General features: G+C 48.6%; 18 protein-coding genes and 1 riboswitch. Of the genes, 16 read left to right on the top strand and 2 right to left on the bottom strand.

The features are described from left to right. The first annotated feature begins 1 nt into the window (after position 1). The 8 genes from pstA (at position 2) to BUA17_RS21440 (ending at position 8,732) form a co-directional block, all read left to right on the top strand. Positions 2-889, top strand: a complete 888-nt coding sequence (gene pstA / locus BUA17_RS21475) for a phosphate ABC transporter permease PstA (protein WP_063566305.1) — start codon at positions 2-4, stop codon at positions 887-889. A gap of 12 nt (positions 890-901) precedes the next feature. Then, the gene (gene pstB / locus BUA17_RS21470; protein WP_063566217.1) at positions 902-1,657 is read left to right on the top strand and encodes a phosphate ABC transporter ATP-binding protein PstB; all 756 of its coding nucleotides are present in this window, start codon (positions 902-904) and stop codon (positions 1,655-1,657) included. Between the two features lie 188 nt (positions 1,658-1,845). After that, complete coding sequence (locus tag BUA17_RS21465) at positions 1,846-2,976, top strand: phosphotransferase enzyme family protein (RefSeq protein WP_072734932.1); 1,131 nt, start codon at positions 1,846-1,848, stop codon at positions 2,974-2,976. A 29-nt stretch (positions 2,977-3,005) separates the two neighbouring features. Further along, entirely contained in the window at positions 3,006-4,283 is a 1,278-nt protein-coding gene (locus BUA17_RS21460; protein WP_072734931.1) for an MFS transporter, read from the top strand. A 337-nt stretch (positions 4,284-4,620) separates the two neighbouring features. Then, positions 4,621-4,744, top strand: a riboswitch (glycine riboswitch). A gap of 259 nt (positions 4,745-5,003) precedes the next feature. Then, complete coding sequence (gene sdaAB, locus BUA17_RS21455; RefSeq protein WP_064642637.1) at positions 5,004-5,693, top strand: L-serine ammonia-lyase, iron-sulfur-dependent subunit beta; 690 nt, start codon at positions 5,004-5,006, stop codon at positions 5,691-5,693. Further along, positions 5,683-6,627, top strand: coding sequence for an L-serine ammonia-lyase, iron-sulfur-dependent, subunit alpha (gene sdaAA / locus BUA17_RS21450; protein WP_064642635.1), 945 nt, complete (start codon positions 5,683-5,685; stop codon positions 6,625-6,627). The genes sdaAB and sdaAA overlap by 11 nt, the downstream gene beginning before the upstream one ends. 256 nt (positions 6,628-6,883) lie before the next feature. Continuing rightward, positions 6,884-8,101 carry a YhgE/Pip domain-containing protein gene (locus BUA17_RS21445; RefSeq protein ID WP_072734930.1) on the top strand — a complete coding sequence of 406 codons (1,218 nt, stop codon included), beginning with the start codon at positions 6,884-6,886 and terminating at the stop codon, positions 8,099-8,101. Positions 8,102-8,219: 118 nt separating this feature from the next. Continuing rightward, positions 8,220-8,732, top strand: a complete 513-nt coding sequence (locus tag BUA17_RS21440; RefSeq protein WP_063566211.1) for a PadR family transcriptional regulator — start codon at positions 8,220-8,222, stop codon at positions 8,730-8,732. A gap of 147 nt (positions 8,733-8,879) precedes the next feature. Here BUA17_RS21440 and BUA17_RS21435 read toward each other — a convergent pair whose 3' ends face one another. Next, the gene (locus tag BUA17_RS21435; protein ID WP_063566210.1) at positions 8,880-10,634 is read right to left on the bottom strand and encodes an alpha-glycosidase; all 1,755 of its coding nucleotides are present in this window, start codon (positions 10,632-10,634) and stop codon (positions 8,880-8,882) included. A 279-nt stretch (positions 10,635-10,913) separates the two neighbouring features. On the opposite strand from BUA17_RS21435, the gene BUA17_RS21430 reads away from it, so the two are divergent. The 6 genes from BUA17_RS21430 (at position 10,914) to BUA17_RS21405 (ending at position 18,575) form a co-directional block, all read left to right on the top strand. Next, positions 10,914-11,597, top strand: coding sequence for a response regulator transcription factor (locus BUA17_RS21430; RefSeq protein WP_063566209.1), 684 nt, complete (start codon positions 10,914-10,916; stop codon positions 11,595-11,597). Then, positions 11,594-13,159, top strand: coding sequence for a HAMP domain-containing sensor histidine kinase (locus BUA17_RS21425; RefSeq protein ID WP_170867907.1), 1,566 nt, complete (start codon positions 11,594-11,596; stop codon positions 13,157-13,159). Before BUA17_RS21430 ends, BUA17_RS21425 begins: the two co-directional genes overlap by 4 nt. A gap of 61 nt (positions 13,160-13,220) precedes the next feature. Beyond that, positions 13,221-14,135: an ABC transporter ATP-binding protein gene (locus tag BUA17_RS21420; RefSeq protein WP_063566207.1), complete on the top strand. Its 915-nt coding sequence runs from the start codon at positions 13,221-13,223 to the stop codon at positions 14,133-14,135. Then, positions 14,132-14,848, top strand: a complete 717-nt coding sequence (locus BUA17_RS21415) for an ABC transporter permease (RefSeq protein WP_063566206.1) — start codon at positions 14,132-14,134, stop codon at positions 14,846-14,848. The genes BUA17_RS21420 and BUA17_RS21415 overlap by 4 nt, the downstream gene beginning before the upstream one ends. A 1-nt stretch (position 14,849) precedes the next feature. Beyond that, a complete protein-coding gene (locus BUA17_RS21410; protein ID WP_064642620.1) occupies positions 14,850-15,584 on the top strand; it encodes an ABC transporter permease in 735 nt (244 codons plus the stop codon). A gap of 276 nt (positions 15,585-15,860) precedes the next feature. After that, positions 15,861-18,575, top strand: coding sequence for a PAS domain-containing hybrid sensor histidine kinase/response regulator (locus BUA17_RS21405; RefSeq protein WP_072734928.1), 2,715 nt, complete (start codon positions 15,861-15,863; stop codon positions 18,573-18,575). Positions 18,576-18,707: 132 nt separating this feature from the next. Here BUA17_RS21405 and BUA17_RS21400 read toward each other — a convergent pair whose 3' ends face one another. Then, entirely contained in the window at positions 18,708-19,661 is a 954-nt protein-coding gene (locus BUA17_RS21400; protein ID WP_064642616.1) for an L-lactate dehydrogenase, read from the bottom strand. 501 nt (positions 19,662-20,162) lie between these two features. Here BUA17_RS21400 and BUA17_RS21395 point away from each other — a divergent pair. Both BUA17_RS21395 and BUA17_RS21390 read left to right on the top strand, forming a co-directional pair. After that, entirely contained in the window at positions 20,163-20,816 is a 654-nt protein-coding gene (locus tag BUA17_RS21395; protein WP_079695818.1) for a MerR family transcriptional regulator, read from the top strand. A gap of 113 nt (positions 20,817-20,929) precedes the next feature. After that, a complete protein-coding gene (locus BUA17_RS21390; protein WP_072734927.1) occupies positions 20,930-21,772 on the top strand; it encodes a serine/threonine protein kinase in 843 nt (280 codons plus the stop codon). The last annotated feature ends 314 nt before the right edge of the window (positions 21,773-22,086 follow it).

The raw sequence follows: 22,086 nt of genomic DNA, 5'->3' as shown, positions 1-22,086 counted from the left end.
AATGAAGGCTAAAACGGTAGATAAAGTTGCCACATCCGTTATCGTTGTTCTGGCGCTGTTCATTGTTGTTCTCTTGCTCGGTTTGCTTGGCTTCATTCTGGTACGTGGGATTGGGCAGATTAACTGGCACTTCCTGACCAGTGCACCACAGCTGCTCAAAGGTGGAGGCGGGATTGGACCGCAATTATTCAACTCAATATTCCTGCTTGTTCTGACCTTGATTATTACGATTCCGCTCGGATGGGGCGGCGGTATTTATATGGCTGAGTACGCCAAGCCGGGCCGGATCACAAGTTTTATTCGACTCGTTGTCGAAGTGTTATCCTCGTTCCCATCTATCGTTATTGGTTTGTTCGGACTCTTGTTAATTGTTAATACATTTGGTCTTGGATTCTCCTTATTATCGGGTGCCATGGCCTTGGCTATATTCAATCTTCCACTCATGGTGCGGACAACGGAGCAAGCGTTCCGGGCCGTTCCGAAAGAGCAGAAGGAAGCGGGTCTTGCACTCGGATTGTCCAAATGGAAAATTATCACCTCCATTCTGCTGCCTGTGGCATTGCCAAGCTTAATCACGGGTACGATCCTGGCATCGGGCCGGATCTTCGGTGAAGCAGCAGCCCTGATGTTCACAGCAGGTATGAGTAGTCCACCGCTGGACTTCACGGACTGGAATCCAACGAGTCCAAGATCGCCGATCAATCCATTGCGTCCGGCAGAGACGTTAGCTGTGCACATCTGGAAAGTAAACAGTGAAGGCATTGGCCCGGATTCCAAAGAAGTAGCAGCTGGCGCTTCAGCCGTGCTTGTACTTCTCGTACTGGCGTTCAATCTCAGTGCACGCTGGATCGGTCGGGTGGTTTACCGCCGCATGACAGCTTCGAAATAAGGAGGAACCAACATGGCCATACCTTTTGGTACGGAACAGTTAAGCATATATTATGGGCATTTTCAGGCAGTTAAGCAGATCAGCCTGACTTTTCCCGAAGCCAGTGTAACGGCACTCATTGGACCATCCGGCTGTGGTAAATCCACGTTCCTGCGGTCGCTCAACCGAATGAACGACGAGATTGCCGGTTCCCGCACCGAGGGACATATCTGGATGGATGGCAATGATCTGAATGAGCCGGGCACAGATGTAATCAAACTCCGTCAGAAGATCGGCATGGTGTGGCAGAAGCCGAACCCTTTCCACAAGTCTATCTACAACAATATCGCGTTTGGCCCCCGCTACCGCGGTATTAAGAACAAGAAGGCACTGGATGAAATTGTGGAAAAAAGCTTGCGTCGCGCTGCGCTCTGGGACGAAGTGAAGGACAGACTGAATGAATCTGCCCTGGCCCTTTCGGGTGGGCAACAGCAGCGGCTCTGTATCGCCCGCGCGTTGTCGGTTGATCCGCAGATTTTGCTGCTCGATGAGCCGGCATCTGCGCTTGACCCGGTATCAACGGGTAAGGTGGAGGAGTTGATCTCGGAGCTCAAGAAGGAGCTGCGGATCGTAATTGTTACCCATAATATGCAGCAGGCGGCACGCATCTCGGATTATACAGCTTATTTTTATCTGGGAAGCATGATTGAGCACGGGGATACGGAACATATTTTCACCAACCCGGACAATCGTCTGACTCAAGAATATATTATGGGACGTTTCGGTTAACTGTTAAATTGGATGGAGTATGAGATCGAGATAGATTTATAGAGATAGAAGGAAGCATAACACTCGGGCGAGGTCGTTCGGGGGTTATGCTTTTTTACATCATTCTACATATGGAATAGTTTGCCAAAATAAAAACAATCATGCTACGATATTTGTGAGCACCACCTTTAATTTGATAAGAGAAGGAGATGTGGATCATAACTACCCATAAGATTGCCCATGACACCATGGCAACTGAAATTATCTCGCATTATTCCATAGAAAAGCCTGCAATTTCCTTTATCCGACATAATGAAAATCTAACGTATCAGGTGGTTGATGAATCAACCGGAGAGAAGTACCTATTGCGTATACATAAAGCCGCTTTTGCAAGCATGACGGGCATCCAGCATACACGACCTGCACTTGAAGCAGAGATGAATCTACTTTATACATTACGGGCTACCAGACCATTGCGGGTGCAGACTCCTGTACGCAATACATCGGATGAGTGGGTCACCGTCTGGTTGGACGAAGCAGGAGAAGAGATCTGTTGTACTGTTCTGGAATGGATTGAGGGCAGGGATATTAAGCAGGGAGAACGTCTGACAACAGCGCAGATTCATGATTTGGGCGTACAGTTGCAGACGTTGCACCAATATGGACGACGACCAACGGGAGCTCCTGAGCCTCAGGTGGGTTCACTGAAGTCTGAAAGCGGGCAGCAGACGAATGACCGTGAACAGCACGCTGATAAGGCGATCATCTCAGATATATATAACGATAGCCCTGCCTTAGAGCAAATGGGAGTAAGACCAGCCTATGGCTCGATCAAAGAGAATCTGGTCATGTTGGAGCAATTGGAGGAAGGCGTTAGACGTGGTATCTTTACTCCTGAAGATTTCGATCTGATTCGTGAGACGTTTGAGAACATTAACGGGCAACTCGAAACGTATCCGCACAATGCCGAGACATGGGGAGTAATTCACGGAGATATTACCCGCGGCAATCTGCTAGTGACGGATCAGGGTATATCTATGATTGATTTTTGTTTATACGGTTATGGCTACTATCTCTTTGATGCCGGAGGTGCGGCTACGATTTTCAATCGGGAGGAACGGGATGTCTTCCTATCGGGATATACGGAGCAGACAGGACCACTGACGAAGCGTGATATTCGGTTAATGGAAGGATTCATGCTGATCTTTACGTTCGGCTATTTTGCATTTCAGATGGAGAATGAGTCCAGGTACGAATGGATGAAAGAGCGGATGCCTCTTATATGCAGCAAATTTTGTAGACCATATCTGCAGAACGAGAGTATTTTCTATGAGTTATAATTTGTGATTTCTAGTGGGTGGGTAGCGCTATGAAGAACATTCGTGCAAAGAGAGTTGCATCGAAGGGGCAGTCTGGTGGCTGGAAGCATGCCGGATTGCTACTTAGCGGAGTGGGCATATCCAATCTGGGTGATTTCATATATATTGTGGCGATCAACCTGATGGTATTGAATATGACACAGTCTCCAGCGGCAGTCGCAGGGTTGTGGATTATCTCGCCGATTGCTTCGGTGTGCACTAAGTTTTGGTCAGGCAGCCTGATTGATCGTTATGATCAGCGACAGCTGATGATTGGTGCTGATATGCTACGGGCATTGTTGGTGGCGGCGCTCCCACTGATGTCCAGCCTATGGATGATGTACGCAGTGATGTTTCTGATCAGCATGTCTTCATCTATATTTGTCCCTTCCTCTCAGGTATACATTACCCGGTTGGTACCTGCTGAACGGCGCAAGCGCTTCAATTCCCTACAAGCCCTGATCAGCTCAGGGGCATTTATTACCGGCCCAGCAGTTGCAGGAGTGATGCTAATTTATTTATCTCCGGCGGCAGCCATTTATGCCAATGCGGTTTCTTTTGCTGCTTCTGCGTTGATTCTAATGTTTCTTCCCAAACTGGGCATTGGAGAACAGAATATAGGGACGGGAAGCAGACTCACACCTCGGATGATTGCCCAGGATTGGAGAGCTGTACTGAGCTTCAGCCGAAAGTCGGGCTACGTGGTCGGTATATATGCCCTGTTCCAGATTATTCTGGTGGTCGGCATGTCGCTGGATGCTCAGGAAGTGGTGTTTATCCGTCAGGTGATGAACCTGCCTGAATCACAGTACGGAGCATTAATGAGTATCACCGGAATCGGTTATTTGGCAGGTTCCATGCTGGTTTGGATGTTCGCCAAACATTTGCCGATCCGTTACATGATGGGTGGCGGTGTACTTCTGGTCGCGCTGGGTTATTTTCTGTTCTCCCGTTCATTCTCGTTTGAGCTGGCGGCGGTTGCCTTTATTCTGCTCGGTCTGTGCTCCGCACTGGCGAATACGGGCCTGGTTACCTTTTATCAAAATAATATCCCTGTCGATCTGATGGGGCGAATGAGCAGTGTACTTGGACTAGTGTTAAGTATGCTACAGGTGGCTTCCATTTTGATTGCAGGCGTAGTGGCCGAGCAGTTGTCACTTCGTATGGTATATACAGTTGTATCCGGGGTTATGCTGCTGGCTGCGTTGGGATTGTGGGTGACGAGTATGCTTCCTTCCCGAAGCAGGTATTACGATGAACCATCGAAGCCCAAGGCGATGGTGGGGTGACAGGCAGAAATACGGCAATTCTAGTACAGAATAAAGGTTACCTGAATACCCGAACCGTTCTGTGGAACATAACATAAATAGTATTAAACACTGATAGTCACTAATAGAAAATGAACAATGTATACGCTTTCGAGATGAAACGCATTAACACATTCATGTGATGAAAGTTTACAGTTCGTTAATTTATTTAGTGTATAAAATGGAAAAAAGCAAATATTCACAAAGAAATCGTTAAGTTTGTTGACACTGATCTTCCGGTCGATTAATCTTAATGAGAAAGTATTAAAAACTTCAATTATCGTTCTGTTACAAGATCAGAATGGTTCCATACAGCGAATGATAGCGAGCGGGAGAGACCTGGGCATGTCGAGTAAAATGGCAGCTGTCGGGCACCGAAGGAGCAAGCTGCTACGCACCCGGCGCAGTGGTTAATCTCTCAGGTAAATGTACCATCGTTGGACGCAACTCTGGAGAGTGCGCGAAACTGCGCCACCCAAGGGGTATATGGTCAAACAGCACGGTGTGCAGGGTGACATCACCTGTGAATACAGGGATTGCATCGATCCGCCGCGCTGCTTATCATGAAACTCTCAGGTATCGAGGACAGAGAGAGGGCCTAGGGCCTTCTTCTGTCCTTTTTTGATGTCATCATTCAGTAATAAAGGAACATTATGGGTGTACGTCTGGATGAAAATGACGATTATAAATGGAGGGTTTGCGATGCGTTTTAAAGACGTTTTTTCAATTATTGGTCCGTCCATGACAGGTCCATCAAGTTCACATACGGCTGGAGCGGCAAGATTGGGGCGAATTGCCCGTCAGTGGCTGGGGTGCACGCCTGAACGCGCTCGATTAACACTGTATGGCTCGTTCGCCGATACGTATCAGGGGCATGGTACGGATCTTGCGTTAATCGGTGGCCTGCTTGATTATGTGACTGATGATCCACGTATACCGGATGCAGAACAATATGCAGAGGAAGTGGGTATGGAGGTAGAGTTTTTTACAAGCGGCCTGCCTGCTCCTCATCCGAATACGGTCAAGATTGAACTGTGGCATGGAGACCGTCAATGCTCACTAATTGGTGCTTCCATTGGCGGAGGTAGTGTATCGGTGCATGCATTGAATGATTTTCGTGTACAGATCAGCGGAGAGTTTCCCACACTTGTACTGCGCCATTCGGACAAAGCAGGAGTGCTCGCTTCCGTAACCTCCACCATCAGTTCGTCCGGGGTGAACATCGGGTACATGCAAGTGGATCGGAAAGCCCGGGATGGTGAAGCATTAACAGCGATGGAGATGGATGGTGTGCCGAATCCTGAGATGTTGAACCGTCTGCGGTCACTGGATCATATGCTGGACATTCGCGTGATTGATTTGAAGAGAGGGGTCGAGCCTGATGCGGTTTAAACATCTACATGAACTGAATACCATCTGTACAGCAGAATCCAAAACCATCGCCGAGCTGATGATCGAAGAGCAGGTTCAGGAGACGAATATCCCGGAAGCGGATGTTGTACGGCAGATGTCGGATTACTATCAGGTGATGAAGGAAGCTGTACACAAAGGGCTGACAGAAGATACGACATCACGCAGCGGTTTGACTGGCGGAGACGGCAAAAAAATGGCTGAGTACATTCGTAAAGGTGAGACTTGTTCTGGAGATGCTTCTGCACTGGCCATGGCGTATGCCCTTTGTGTATCGGAAGTGAATGCCTCCATGGGCCGGATCGTTGCCACACCAACAGCCGGTTCTTGCGGCATCATTCCGGGTGTGTTTATAAGCTCCCAAGAGCGTTTTGGCTGGAGTGACGAGCATCTGGTGAACGGTCTGTTCTGTGCGGGAGCGATTGGTTATGTCATTGCCAACAATTCATTTATCTCCGGTGCCGAGGGTGGCTGTCAGGCTGAAGTGGGTTCTGCCATCGGTATGGCCGCTGGAGCCATGGTGGAGCTGCGTGGAGGGACGCCGGAGCAAGTGGTTCATGCGGTTGGCCTCGCGTTAAAAAATACATTAGGCCTTATCTGCGATCCCGTCGCAGGCCTCGTGGAAATTCCGTGCATCGTGCGTAACGGACTGGGTGCCGTAACTGCGTTGGCTGCGGCCGACATGGCGCTGGCCGGGGTACGAAGTGCCATTCCTTCTGACGAAGTCATTGATGTCATGCTGGAAGTGGGCAGTGCGATGCCGAGCAGGCACCGTGAAACGGCCCAAGGTGGGCTTGCCCAAACACCGACAGGACGGAAAATGATGGAGAAGCTTGCTAAACCGAAGGCGAAGCGTGCGGAGCCTGAGATTGAAGCTGAGTCTCCTGCTGAAAATGAACCAGAAGCCAAGGCGTAACATGCATGAACGTACATGAACTGAATTTAATTCGTGGAGCTTGATCATTAACGGTAATGATCTGCTCCCATCTTGATAAAAAAGCCGATACGAATTCTTCCTGGTGAAGAAGCGTATCGGCTTTTTTGTTGTTCCAACAAAGAAAAATAAAAAGGTATTGACGTTTATATATCGTTTAGATATATTATTTATTGTCATATATCAACACGATATATAAGATCGAGAATAAGTTATACAAATTAAGGAGATGGATAACATGAAAAGTGTTTTTCAAACGAGTCTTCTGTTTTTGAAAAATGGAGCTACAGTAGTCGGGTTAATTACAGCCGTACTGTTCCAGGTTTTTTTTAATACCATTTGGCTTAGTGGATATGATCAGGTAAATGCACGGATGAATCAGCTTGCTGTGACCATCGTAAATGAAGATGGGGCTGCGGCTGAGCCTGTGGCAAAGTCTCTTGCAGAGGGGCTTCATTTCGCGATTAAACCTTCGGCAACTATGGAAGAAGCCAGACAGATGTTAACGGACCGGGACGTATACATGATTATCGAGATTCCATCCGGTTTCATGCAGCAGGCGGGAGACTTGTCGGGCCCGGTGGCAGTGAAGTATGTAATGAATGAATCCAACGTGGCTACCGTAAAAAGTGTGATGCAGACCGTGTCCGCACAAGTTACAGCGACGTTGAACCGTGAAGTACAGCAAAACAGCATTCGGGGAGTGCTGAATCAATCAGGTATGGCTGCCGATCAGGCGAATACGATGGCGGCGGGGTTATCTTCCCGGGTGGAGGCAGAAGTGGAACGACTGAATCCAGTTCATAACTTTGCTTTTTCTATGGTACCAATGTTGATTGTGACAGCTACGTTTACAGGTGCAATGCTGCTTGGCATGAATCTGCAAAAGGTTTCTGGTGAACTCAGTAGCAGGGCAGGGAAATGGGAACGTTTCTGGGCGCGCAATATCATCAATGTTGGTGCTGCATTTATCGTATCGCTTGTTGGAGCGGGGATGATGCATGTTATGGGAGTATCATCAGCAGATGGATGGTGGATGTTATGGCTATTTCAGTTGTTGATTACTTTATCTTTTGTATTCGTGGCGCAATTGAGCTTGCTGCTGCTTGGAAATGCTGGAGCATGGTTAAACAGTGCCTTGTTGCCTCTGCTGATGTTGTCATCAGGCGCAACCATTCCGCGCGATGTCATGCCTGACTTCTATCAACAGATAGGTCATTATCTGCCGGCAACCTACGCGGTGGAGGGTATGATGAATCTGGTACTTGGCGGAGATGGGATTAGTCATGATGTTCTGCTTCTGGTAGTGATTGGAGCGGCGACGTTGGTTTTGGGAGCGGTGTGCACATGGATTAAACGCTCAGGTCCTGCACAATCCGGCATACCTTTGGAGTCCAAGACTGCTGCGACACCTGTCGCTCTGACTGGAAACCTGCCTTCACCTGATCGTGGATAACATGGATAACGATAAGCCCCCTTTTGCCGGATAAGCCAATCCGTGAACGTCTGATGATGTTGAACGTATAAGGGAGGATGTGATACGTTAAGAGCAATTGGAAAGGAGCGGTACACCGATGAACACGCAGCATGTCATCCTCGGAATACTGCACAATCAGCCATGTTCCGGATATGAGATCAAGCAATACTTTGAACAATATTTTTCATTTTTCTTCGATGCCAGCTTTGGCACCATTTATCCCACACTTGCGAAGATGGAAAAGTCAGGGTTGTTAACCAAAGAATCCGTTAGACAAGAAGGGAAACCTGACAAAAATGTGTATACCTTAACACCGGAAGGGTCTGCGGAGTTCAATACCTATTTGATGAGTCCACTGGAAGCAGAGGTGTTCCGTTCTGATTTTCTGATGCGTCTGTATTTCGGAGAGCTGGCGGATGAAGATACTGTCGCAGGGTGGGTCCGGTCGGAGCTGAATCGTAAAGAGTTGCTGTATGCCGAGCTGCAGCGCCAGATGAAGCAATTTGGCGAACAGATCTCACCTGCACAGCGTTTGTGTATGCAAGTGGGGCTTGTGCAATATGAGGCTACCATCCGATTGCTCAAGGAACAGCTGACCGCGCCTCAGTAGCTTTCTATAGTATCCGTGTCACTAAATCAATTGACGATCCATCCATAACGCAGAAAGCGCTCTACAGATCAGTAACAGGTCTGTGAGCGCTTATCCGGCGTTGCTTTCACTGCGTTGGAATTGCAAGGATACAACAATATGAAGAAGTTACGCGATATCTGTACTTAGTACAGCATATCCATATGCTGGCAGCTCAACGGCCAGAATTCCCTCTTCCTTGGCTGTACGATAATTCTCGCCAAATAACTCCGTCCATTCCCCGGCACCCGCTTCGAGCTCCACGATAGCTGTTTCTTCCGAACGATTGAAAAGGATCAGAATGCGCTCCTCCTCATCCTGTCGTTCCATCACAAGCTGGCTTCCGCCTTCACGGGCCTGCAGGAATCGAATGCTGCCTTCTGCACGCAGGGCAGGATGGGCATGGCGAAGTGCGATTAGCTTCTGATAAAAGGTGAACAGCTCGCGATCCTGCTTCGTCTCATCCCACTCCATACATTTCCGACAGCCGGGATCATGATCGCCGTCCAGCCCAATCTCATCCCCGTAATAGATGCACGGGGCACCCATATAGCTGAATTGGAACAACGCGGCCAGTTTCATCTTCCGCTGGTCACCCTCACATAAGGTGAGCAGCCGTGGTGTATCGTGGCTATCAAGCAGATTGAACGCCACTTCGCTGGCTTGCAGCGCATAGCGGGACAGTTGTCGACCGATCGAGTTCGCGAACTGTTCGGCGTGCATGGCATCTTTTACAAAAAAACGATTTACGGCTTCCGTAAATGGATAGTTCATAGAGGCATCGAACTGATCACCTTGCAGCCAGGAGGAGGACTCATTCCATACCTCACCCAGGATATAGGCATCCGGATTCGCAGCCTTCACTACACGGCGGAAGTCGCGCCAGAACGCATTATCCACTTCATCCGCGACATCCAGCCGCCAGCCGTCGGTGCCCACTTCCTTGATCCAGTATTCGGCGACCTCCAGCAAATACGCCTTCACCTCGGGATTTTCCGTGTTAAGCTTCGGCATGTGGGCTTCGAATCCGAATGTTTCATACGTAGGAATGCCATCCTTCACGTCCAGCGGGAATTCATGCACATGGAACCAGTCCTTATATTTGGACTTCTCCCCGTTCTTCTGCACATCCACAAACGGCGCAAACGTCTTCCCAGAATGATTGAACACCGCATCCAATAGCACCCGGATTCCGCGTGCATGGCACAGCTCAACAAGCCGTTTGGCTGTATCTGCATCACCAAAATGCCGATCTACTCGCAAATAATCTTCGGTATCGTATTTGTGATTGGTCGTCGCCTCGAAGATTGGTGTGAAATAAATGGCGTTAATGCCCAACTCTTCAAGGTAATCCAGATGGTCGATGACGCCCTGGAGATCACCGCCGAAGAAGTTAAACGGGGTCGGCTCACCCCCCCAGGGTTCCACTTTTTCTGGATCAAGGTCGGGGTTGCCATTTGCGAATCGTTCAGGGAAGATCTGATAGAAGATCGCATCCTTCACCCATGCAGGCGGTGTAAATACAGCTCCGGGATGGATGTACGGAAACTGGAACATGTGACCAGGATCGTCGGGTTCATGCGTTTGGAAATCCGTTTCGGTCATCCAGATCTGTTCTGTGCCACTTTTCAGCAGGAAGGAATACTTCAGTCGATGATATGGAGGCTTTACTTGTCCCTCATAATAATCGAACATGGAATCGGATGTATATTTGGTTAAAGGAACCAGCTCTTTGGTGCGATCCCAAGCGTATTTGTCCCCAGTCAGGGCATGTACCTCGGTGAGATCATTCTTTTTGGCACGCAGACGCAGACGAATGGTATCCTTATCGTAGGCATAGGCCCAGTTCCGTTTTGGTTGATGATAGATGGCTTCCAGCAGCATGTTGAATCTCCTCCCGTCGTATACACACGTAGTATGTGAGCAAGTAGCTGCATTCGATGCAAATCAATCTCGGGATGAATGCCACATGCTTATGTTGTTGAATCAACCTCTCAATCTCTGCATGAATTATGCGAAGCGGATGATTAAGGTATAATTTAAAATAAAAGGATATCCATGGTCGTGTGATCATCATTCGTACATTTTATATAAACAAAATACTTCATTATGTTTCAAATATATAATTAACCCAAAGGGTACAGAAAGGAAACGAATACGCGCATGAAAACGAAACTGTTATACATTGAAGACGATACGGAAATTGCTACATGGGTTAGGGCCGACTTGGAGGAGCGTGGATATGAGGTGGTATGGCTCGGAAGTGGTGAAGGTGCGGCTGAAGCTGCCGGGGGCTGCTCGTTGGTTATTCTGGATGTCATGCTGCCGGGACTGGATGGATTTACGGTAGGACAGCGACTCAAAAAGGAACATCCTGAAGTGCCCATTGTCATGCTCTCGGCTAGAACGTCCATTGACGATAAGCTGCACGGGCTTGATTTTGCCGATGATTATGTAACCAAGCCATTCCATCCCGATGAACTTGCCGCACGGATTGAAGTCCAGCTTCGGAAGGCAGGGACAGCGATCTCGGCCGATACCGTGGTAAAACTGGACCACTTGTCCATCTACGAGAAGGATCACCGGATCGTGAATGAGGAGACAGAGGAAGAAATTATTTTATCGGGCAAACAGTTTCATATCTTCGCCTACCTGCTCAGGCATATGGGCATGATTCGAACCAAGGAACAGATCTACGAAGCCGTTTGGAACGAGCCTTATCTGGACGGGGACAAGACATTAATGGTACATATCCGGCATCTGCGCGAGAAGCTGGAGCGTGATCCGGCGAACCCAACCATCATTCAAACCGTTCGTGGTGTTGGTTATCGTGTGAAGAAGCCATGAGAAGAAAAGCGACGATGCGCGATCCATCCGATAGGAATAAGGGAGTGAAACGTAGCCTTCCAGGCAAACGGAAAATGCGTTTTGGACGGACCTTGATGTCCCGATATATTCTCCTGATCTTGGCAGCGGTTTTGTTTGTGCCGGTCGTTCTCCCCATTACATCCATTATCTATGTGGTGGTGGTGAACAATACAAATAAAGACAATACGGCACCTTACGGCGATAGCACGAAAATTAGCAACCTGTGGACCCGGGAATCCGAGAAGCTGGATGGGGCGACATCTGAAAAAATCAATCAACGTATGGAACAGCTGCACCGGAAATATCCCAAATCTTCGATGTACCGTGTGGACCAAAACGGTGAAACGGCATTTATTCTCGCTGGAGAGGACGTTGATGTATCGGAGTCCACCGTGGATGGAACAACAATGACGATATTGAAATGGACGTTGGATCATCCGAATACAGAGACCCGGATTCCTTCGATATGGAATGCAAACAGCTCCCTGGAATTTATGAAGGAAGCCTCCTATCGTGATCCGCTAACGGTTGTTTCTTTTGTGGGTGGAGATAGTGAAGACAAGGGACAAGGGTTTATGGTGATTGAGGTTCCAAGGTATCTTTTGCAAAAGCCACAGAACAACTGGCCTATGGAACTTTTGTATTTGGGTGGATTGATGATGATCATCTTCCTGTTATTTATCATCATGTCGATCCTGTTCTTTGCACGAATTCGCAAGCGGCTCATCCGGCTCCAGACGGCGATGATCACTCCGGGCAAGGAAGGCATTCCCCTTCCTGTGGAGATTCGCAGATCGGACGAGATTGGACATCTGGAGGAATCGTTCAACGAAATGGTGCATCAGTTGACAGACAGCCGTCACCGGGAGCGGGAGGAAGAGCAGCTTCGCAAACGTCTTGTCGCGGGATTGTCGCATGATCTGCGTACACCGCTGACCGTCATCCGTGGACATATGCATTCCCTTCACAAAGAACCACTAAGCACGGCTGCGGATACTTCATTGCGTCGTATGGAAGCCAAGATGGATGATTTGAGCGGATTGATCGATAACATGTTATCGTACAACCTGCTCACCAGCGGAAAATATACATTGAAGCTGGAACAGAAGGACGTCCTGCGAATCGTCAGAGAAACGGCAGCGGCCTGGTATCCCGTTTGGGAGAAAGAGCAGTTTGAGATTGATATCGATCTGCCGGAAGAACCGTTGTTCTGGCAGGTGGATGAGCAGGGATTACGTCGTGTTCTCGATAACCTGTTTCAGAATGTCATCCGTCATGCAGCGAGTGGAAAATATATTGGCATATCGACAGAACAGATCCATGGGGAAAAGGCTCTTGTTATTCAGGATAGGGGCCCAGGATTGCAGGAAGATTCGGATACCAAGGGAACAGGTCTGGGGTTATCCATCGTGGATCTGCTGATTCGTGAGATGGGGCTGCGGAAGAGGGTAGACAGCTCTGAGAATGGATTGCGGGTGTGCCTCTATAGCGGCGGAGGAGCTGGGAAATCAAGGCCGTACCTTTTTTTAAACAAAACTTAAACTTCAACCGACTTCAGCTTTAACCTTGGAAGGTTACGATGATATCCGAGGTGATTAAACAGTGACTGATAACATTATTCAAACCGCTAACTTATGGAAAACATACCGGGACCGTGCGGCGGTCCGTGAACTTGATCTGCATATTAAAAAGGGAGACATTTATGGCTTCCTTGGTCCCAACGGCGCTGGCAAAACAACAACTATTCGTATGCTTCTTGGCTTAATCAAGCCAACCAAAGGTGTCATCCGTGTATTCGACAAGGATATCCGCAAGGATCGTATGGACATTCTGCGACGTGTCGGTTCGTTGGTTGAATATCCGTCTTACTATGGACATCTGAACGCGGTGGAGAATCTGGAAACCTTGCGCCGGATATTGGATGTACCCAAATCGAGGATTGCCGAAGTGCTCTCTATCGTGGATCTGACCCGGGATGCCAAACGTTCCGTAAAAGGTTACTCGCTTGGGATGAAACAGCGTCTGGGGATTGCATGTGCCTTGTTGGGTCAGCCGGAGCTGCTGATTTTGGACGAGCCGACGAACGGTCTTGATCCAGCGGGCATCCAGGAGATCCGGGAATTAATCAAACGCATGCCGCTGGAACACGGCATCACCGTACTGGTGTCCAGCCATTTGCTGAGTGAAGTGGAACAGATGGCGAGCCGGGTTGGCATTATCCGTGAGGGGAAAATGGTCCTTCAAGATACGATCGCCAATCTGCATAGCCAGACGGGCAGCTCCATTCGACTGACCGTTTCCGAGCCGGAAGAGGCGATGAAGCTGGCACGAGAGCAGGGACAATTCGGTCAACGTGAAGGAGCGGCGCTCACGTTCCCGTATATGGATAATAGCGCGATTGCATTGCTGGTCCGTCGATTGGTCGAGCAGGACCATGCGGTTTATCGTGTGGAAGAGCACCGTCAATCCCTAGAAGACTTGTTCATGCGGGTCATCGGTGAGGGGGCAACGGTATGACGGGCCGTGCGTTATCGTCCGACTGGCTCAAAATTCGTGGCAAAGGTATCTGGTTCCTCGTTTTCTTGGCCCCCATTGGACTGACGGCGATGCAAGCTTTGAATTTTGGGCTTCGTTTGGACTATCTGAAAGAACAGTATGGGGGTCATCTGTGGGAGAGTTTGCTGGATAATGTGGTTGTTTTTGTACCGCTTGCCTTGATGCTGGGGGCGACGATTCTCAGTTCGATGATCGCAAATGTTGAACATGAGCAGGGATCATGGAAGCAATTGCTGGCGATGCCAATCACAAGACCTGCGGTGTATTTGGCCAAATTCCTGCTCGCTTGTATGCTGCTCATCATATCCTGCTTGTTATTATCAGCGGGAATTATTGGTCTGGGACTGCTGCTTGGGTTCGACGCTGGTGAGATTCCCTGGACACATGCAATCAAGCTGGGTTTATTGCCACTGGCTGGCGCGCTTCCGGTGTTATCGCTGGAGCTATGGCTGACGATGGTAAACAAAAATCAGGCTCTTCCGGTCACTCTCGGCATTGTACTCGCGGTAATGGGGATGTTCGCACTCAGTATCTCACCGTACTTTCCGCTTGCTTGGGCACAGATGGCTTGGATCAGCCCGAAACCATTTGTGTATATCGGTTTGGGTGTAGGGACGGGGCTCCTAATCATGTTGCTGGGTATGATGCACTTTAGCCGGAAGGATGTGGCCTAAGATGAGTTTTGCAACAACCTATTTCCGAATCCTGTCCTCTGAGCGACTCAAAATGGGTAAATCACCTATCTGGCTTCTGATTCTGCTGAGTCCGTTAATCGCACTGCTTATTGGGCTGCTGTCCACACCATCAGGTCAATGGAATGTGCTTATGGGTTCAATGGTCTTTCTGCACGGTTTGTTATTGCTGCCCATCCTGACCGGCGTATTTACCTCTTTCGTCTGTCGATTCGAGCATGCGGGGGGAGGCTGGAAGCAAATGCTGGTGCTGCCGCTTACTCGTACGGGCGTATATGCAGGCAAACTGACCATTGTGATTTTGCTTCTGGCGGGCACACAATTACTGTTGCTGGGGGCCATCCTGCTGACAGGTACGATCCAGGGCATGACGGATCCCATCCCATGGGGATTGCTTACAGGTAAGCTGCTGCTGGGGCTATTCGCTTGTGTGCCGCTCGCTGCTCTCCAAATGTTCGTTTCCTTGGTATGGAGCAGCTTTGCCGCACCGCTGGCATTGAATTTTGCGTTGACCGTACCGAACATTCTGATCGTGAACTCGGCTACATTTGGCCCGTATTACCCTTGGGCGCAGCCGATGATTCTAATGACACCGTTTGAAGGTGGGGGATTCGGAGCTTATAATGTTCCGCTTTGGACCATGCTTGCAGTAGTCGGGGGCAGTGCAGTTCTCTTCATTTTAATTGGAGTTTTATATTTTAGAAAAAAAGAAATTTAATCGTAGAATTTATTCATTAGTTGTGTAATAAATTCCTTTTAAGCAAACATAGACCTCAGTTATTGACGGACTATGTCGCTTAAAGGGGATTTTTTTGTCGCTTTTACATGGTTTTGGTGAAGAGATTGTAAGCAAATTCGAACTGGAATCTGGTAAAATAAAAAAAGCTGTTTCTAGGAGGGCTTACATGGTTATTCGAGGGTAGGCCCATTTCGCCGAAAATTATATTTTTTGGTTGTTAGATGAAGATATAGGCTAAGAAAAGAGGGGTAAGCCTTGGATATTAATAAAACGGAAACCCTGAAGCGCATTATTTCTGAGGGAAGTTCTTACCAATCCTTGTTTTTTAATCACCCAGATGCCATATATGTGATGGACATCCATGGAAATTATATTGATGCCAATCCCTCGATTGAGAGGATTTCAGGGTATACATTTGAAGAACTCCGTAACTTAAATCGAGATAGGATTTGCCCTCCTGAGAGTGAGGAGTTACGAGGAGAATACATTAGTGAGGTACTGGCTGGCCATTCAGTCAGTAAGCCGATCACGTTTTATCATAGAGACGGTTCCCTGAAACAGGCCAAGATTACCTATGTGCCCATAACGGAGAAAGAAGAGATTGTGGGGATATACGGTATTGCCAGGGATGTAACCGAGATCGTGGAAGTGGAACGTAAATTGCATGAAACGCAGGAGAAATATCAGATGTTGGCGGACCATGCTCAGGACCTCATTACCACGAGTTCGATGGACGGCAAGCTGCTTTATGTCTCTCCTTCCGTCTATTCGTTGCTGGGATATCGTCCGGAAGAGGTAACAGGAAAGTTCCTGAAGGATTACTGTTATCCTGAGGATTACCCTGAACTTCTAGAGATGTCGTCGAGTGGGAATGGCTGCAAGATGCGAGTGCTTCATAAGAAGGGGCACTACATCTGGATGGAAACACTGGCAAAGCCGGTGGCCGGAGAAGAGGGCAAGAATACTCAGATCGTCAGCGTCAGCCGGGATATTACCCAGCATAAAAATGCAGAAAGACGTCTTAGAGAGAGTCGTCAACGTTACAAATCTCTCTTCGAACATAATCCAGCAGCGGTATACTCGCTGAATCTCGAAGGCAAATATACGGCAGTGAACCGCAATCTGGTCAAAATGCTGGATGTACCTCGGAGCAAATTGATTGGGCAGTCCTTTCTTTCGCATTTGGATAAATGTGAAGTGCACGGCGGGCAGGCATACTTCGAACTGGTGAAGCAGGGGAAACCCCAACACTATGAAACGCGGATCGTGAATTCCAGTGGCCGGAAGGTTGATGTATCTATCATTAATGTTCCCATCATTGTGGACCAGGAACTCGTGGGTGTATATGGGATCTTGTCTGATATTACGGAGCGTAAGGATTATACAGAGCAGATCCAGGAGCTTAGCAAACAGCATGCTCTGATTCTTAACTCGGTTACAGAGGGCATCTATGGACTGGACGCAGATGGCATCACCAGGTTTATGAATCCGGCTGCTGCTTCCATGTTCGGCTACGAAGCGGAAGAGTTTGTCGGCAAAAGCTCGCATCCTATCATTCATCATTCACGTGCAGACGGCAGCTATTTTCCAAAAAGTGAATGCCCTATTCATATGACGGTGATGGACGGGCAGCGTCGCACTGTGAAGGAGGATGTGTTCTGGCGCAAAGACGGAACCAGCTTTCTGGTGGAATACCAGGTTACGCCAATTATCGATGAGGGTCAGATTCGTGGCGCCGTTATCGTGTTCAATGATGTGACGGGTGATCGCGAAATTGTGCGCGCCAAGGAAACCGCTGAACTCGCGGCACAGGCCAAGTCGGAATTCCTGTCCATGGTCAGTCATGAAATTCGTACACCAATGAATGGAATCGTGGGGATGACTGAATTGCTAATCAGCACGGATTTGTCGGAGGAACAGCGAGAATACGCCGAGATCATCCGTGAGAGCGGTGATGCACTGTTAAATATCCTGAATGACATCCTTGATTTCAGCAAATTGGAATCTGGGAAAATGGCTTTGGCCTACGAACCGTTCTCGCTGCGCATCATGTTGGAACAGGTTGCGGAACTTTTCTCGTCTAAAGCGGAAGAGAAGCAGTTGAAGATCCGATATCGTCTCAATCCCGACATTCCTGAGTTTATGGTGGGCGATGCGATGCGTATTCGGCAAATTCTCGTCAATCTGGTGAGCAATGCCTTGAAGTTTACGGATCAGGGGGGCATTGATGTCACGGTAGATATTATTCGTGGCAATCGACCGGAAGCGAGTGTGCTGGACTTTGCGGTGAAGGATACGGGGATCGGTATTCCAGAAGATAAGCTGGATCAGTTGTTCCAGTCGTTCTCTCAACTGCATCCTGTCATTAACCGCAAATATGGCGGGACAGGTCTTGGATTAGTCATCTCGAAGCGACTCGTGGAGATTATGGGGGGCAGTATCAGTGTGGAGAGTGAAGAAGGAAAGGGATCAACCTTCCGGTTCGCTGTGCCTGCCACAAGTGTAGATGCGACTGCAGAGGCAGAGCAATCTGCACGTCAATTCAGCCATGATCGGACACGCCAGGGGGATAAGGTAGCAATACGTATTCTTGTTGCCGAGGATCACCCGGTAAACCGAAAGATTTTATCGGAGTATCTAGAGAAGCTTGGATACCAAGCAGATGTATGCACCAATGGCGTTGAAGCGATTGAAGCCATTTCGCAAAATGCCTATGATATTGTCCTGATGGATCTTCAGATGCCTGTTATGGATGGACTCAAAGCAACAGACCTTGTACACCGATTAATTCCGCAGGAGCGTATTCCAGCTATTATAGCGGTAACCGGAAATGCCAAACGTGAAGACAAGGAAGCTTGTTTGGAGATTGGGATGCGTGACTTCATCAGCAAACCAATCATGCTGAGTGAATTAAAAAGGGTATTGCAGCAATGGGGGCCAACAGATGAACCGCAGCTTGCACCAAGCTGAAGACTCGTACTCCCAAGGTGGATAAAAACAAACAACACAAAAACGCCAATGACGCTTCTGTATCAGGAGGTTATTGGCGTTTTTGTGTTTCTGTTTATTTTGTTATGGACCATCCTTAAATGGCTGAACTGGTCAAACCAGGGTAAGACGATTGATATTACCTGACAAAACTTCGCATGAACGCTCGAATTTCTCACGTTCAGATGCATCCAAATTCAATTCGATAATCTCCTGAATCCCATCCCCGCCAATAATGGCCGGAACACCTGCACAGACGTTGCTCTGTCCGTACTCTCCATCAAGGATTGCGGAGACAGCAATGATCTTGTGTTCATCGTTGAGAATCGAACGGGTAATATGTGCGAGTGCGTTACCGATTCCGAATTGCGTAGAACCTTTACGAGTGAAAATTTCCCAACCGGCGTCTTTCGTTTTGCGGGCGATATCTTCCAGGTCCAGATGTTTGAAGCGTTCCTTGTGCTGTTCCATAATGTGCATAATCGGTTTGCCTCCGATAGTGACATGGGACCATGCCACGAACTGGGATTCCCCATGTTCCCCGAGAGCATATCCATGCACGCTGCGTGGATCGATGGAGAAGACCTCTGACAACAGCGTTTTGAGCCGGGAGGAATCAATAGACGTACCTGTACCGATGACTCGTTCACGCGGAAGACCGGACAGCTTCCATACCATATAAGTTACTATGTCAACCGGATTGGCCGCGACGACAAAAATCCCCCGGAATCCGCTATTCATGATAGGAACAACGATATCTTTGGCAATGGACTCCGCTTCCTCCAGAATATCCAGACGAGTCTGCCCTGGCTTCGGATTCGCTCCGGCAGTCAGGACTATGACGTCCATGCTGCCGCAATCTGCATAAGTGCCAGCGTATACCTTCGTGCGGTTATGTGTGAAGTCCATGCAATGGGAAAAATCCAGCGCCTGTGCAACCGCACGGTCATACGTCCGGTCAACCATCATAATTTCTCTGCATATCGATTGATTAATCATGGAATATGCACAACTTGAACCGACAAGTCCCGCCCCGATCACCGCTACTTTACCTGATTTGCCTAACACTGGTGTTCAGCCCCCATTTACATTTGATTTATCCGTTCGTAATAATACATATGTTAAGTATAGTCCTTTATTTTATGCTAATAGCTGCTTCTACGTTACATAAGATAACACATGGAAAAGCTGTGCAGCAATGATTTCCTCTGTCGCGGGAGCGTATTGGAGTGACGGAGTTAACAAAATTGACATGAATAATTCATCCTCATAAAAAGTGACGGCGTTTGCACCAACGAATTTCGACATGACAGCATTCATGCTCATTGTCGGATGAAGGGTTATTTTTACGAATGAGGCAACTGACAAAAGCTCTTATGAATCCGCAGAAACAGAAGAAAAGCGTCAAAGGGATCTGCAAAGAGACTGACGAATACATACGGACAAGCAAATGAAATATGCGTACTTGATCCATGAGACAGGTTGACCCGATCCGATGACAGTTCCAAAAGGGAACGCTGAAGCCACTACCTTATATTCAAAAAGACTTCATTCCGGGAGGGAATAATAATGATTGAAGAAGTAGGAGCAACGACGGAAACGGCCAAGAGCCTGGGCATTGGTGCCAGTACTCTTCGTAAATATGCGGCAGCGCTTGAGGAACAAGGGTATCGATTCGAGCGTTCCGCCAACAAATCCAGATTGTTCAAGTCGGACGATATCGAGTGCATCGAACGCCTGATGACAGAACTTAGGGAACATAACCTGCCACTTGCAGATGCTGTGGTGACCGTACTGACTCCAGACGTGCCTGTGATGGTAATGGAGGAGGCCTCAGTGGCAGAATGTGCGGCAACAGTGATGCCTGCAATATTTCCTGAGGAACCTGAACTAACTGGAGCATTGAGATCTTATGAAGGTCTGGGACAACTGGTGAGTGAAGTGACTTACGGTGCTGTCGGACAGCAGGATGATCAGGTCCAGCTGCTGCAGCATCGGGTGGACGAACTAGAGTTAACGCTGCAGCATCTGGCGGATACCCATCTTGCTCTCCAGGAGCAGATGGAGAAGCAGCGCCTATGGATGAATGAGAAGCTGGAAGAGGAGCGAGACCGTGAACTGGTCACCAATCTGCGCAGCTTCCAGGGAAGAAAACGCAAACCCAAAGGAACATCGCTTCGAATGTTGTTCGGGCTGCTGCCCAAAAAGCACAAAGAAGCCTGAGAACCCTGTCCATGCTCGTCGTGATTTTACACAGCTAGCTTGGTATAATGAGCCCATACAACAACAAGACTGGCTGCTGATCTGCTCTGCTTAAACGGAAAACAGGAGATCAGATGGCTGGCGTGGGAGGACCTGTGGAGCTGCGACGAAGCTGGCAAAGACTACTCGGCCTATGGACTGATCGTCCCCGGAGGAAAGGTACGAAGATCGCCGGGCGTTATACGATACATGACTTGCTTGGTATGGGAAGTTATGGACTGACATACCTATGTACCGATGAACAGACTGGCAAGGATGCAGCGTTAAAAGAATCCAAACCCAGCAAGGGTAGACTCGCTGTACGGTTGCTGGACAGGGAGGCGGATGTGATGAATCGGATGGATCATTCGGCCATCCCTAAGTTGCTGGATGTGTTCACATACCGGGCGCGCAGTTACATTGTCACCGAGTATATCCTTGGGGAGACACTGGAACAGTGCATATTCGAGCAAGGCCGCAAATATACGGAACAGGATTGTCTGGAGCTGGTAAAGCAACTACTGGCTCCCATTGTGCATGTTCATGAGCAGGGATATATTCATGGGGATGTCCGTATTCCAAATGTCATTTTACGTGACGGGCAGGTGCATTTGATTGATTTTGGCCTGGCGCGGCGCATGGGGGAGCCGTTGTTGCCTGAGCTAAAACGCCGGATGCGTGAATTGCCCGAGCCTGAAGATGAACTGGCTGCGCCGGATCAGGATTTGCAGGATCTCGGTCATTTTCTTTTGTTCATGCTGTATTCCGCTTACGAGCCAGAGAAGGGCCGCAAACCGGCTAGTTGGCAGGAAGAACTCAAGCTTACGCCGGAAGTTCACGATATGCTGGAACGACTGCTTGGACTTCGTCCAGGCTATGAAGGTGGAGCGCTGGAATTACAGGCGGATATTGACCGTGTGCTGATAAAGTTGCGATGAAGAAATAAATAAGGGTTGTTTTGCTAACCGTGAAGACGGCTGGCAGAACAACCCTTTTAATACATATACGATGATTTAGCGCCAGTCTAGCTGGAGCTGTATTTCCTGCTTTTATAATAACCGGAGCCGTGGCGGCTATCCCGACGCTTCGCATCCGAAGATGAATAGCGTTGATAGGCACGCTTGCCTGAGGAACTGCTGTGACGTTTATATGAGCGTCTATCCGATGAGCTGTTACGCCTACGATGAGATGAAGATTTAGAATCGAGGAGTTTGCCGATAATCTTTTTGAACATGAAAGTTCATCCTTTCGT

The organism is Paenibacillus sp. ov031 (assembly GCF_900143165.1).
Classification (GTDB): domain Bacteria; phylum Bacillota; class Bacilli; order Paenibacillales; family Paenibacillaceae; genus Paenibacillus; species Paenibacillus marchantiae.
The sequence above is the reverse complement of the archived record's forward strand: the minus strand, read 5'-3'. Positions and strand labels throughout refer to the sequence as shown.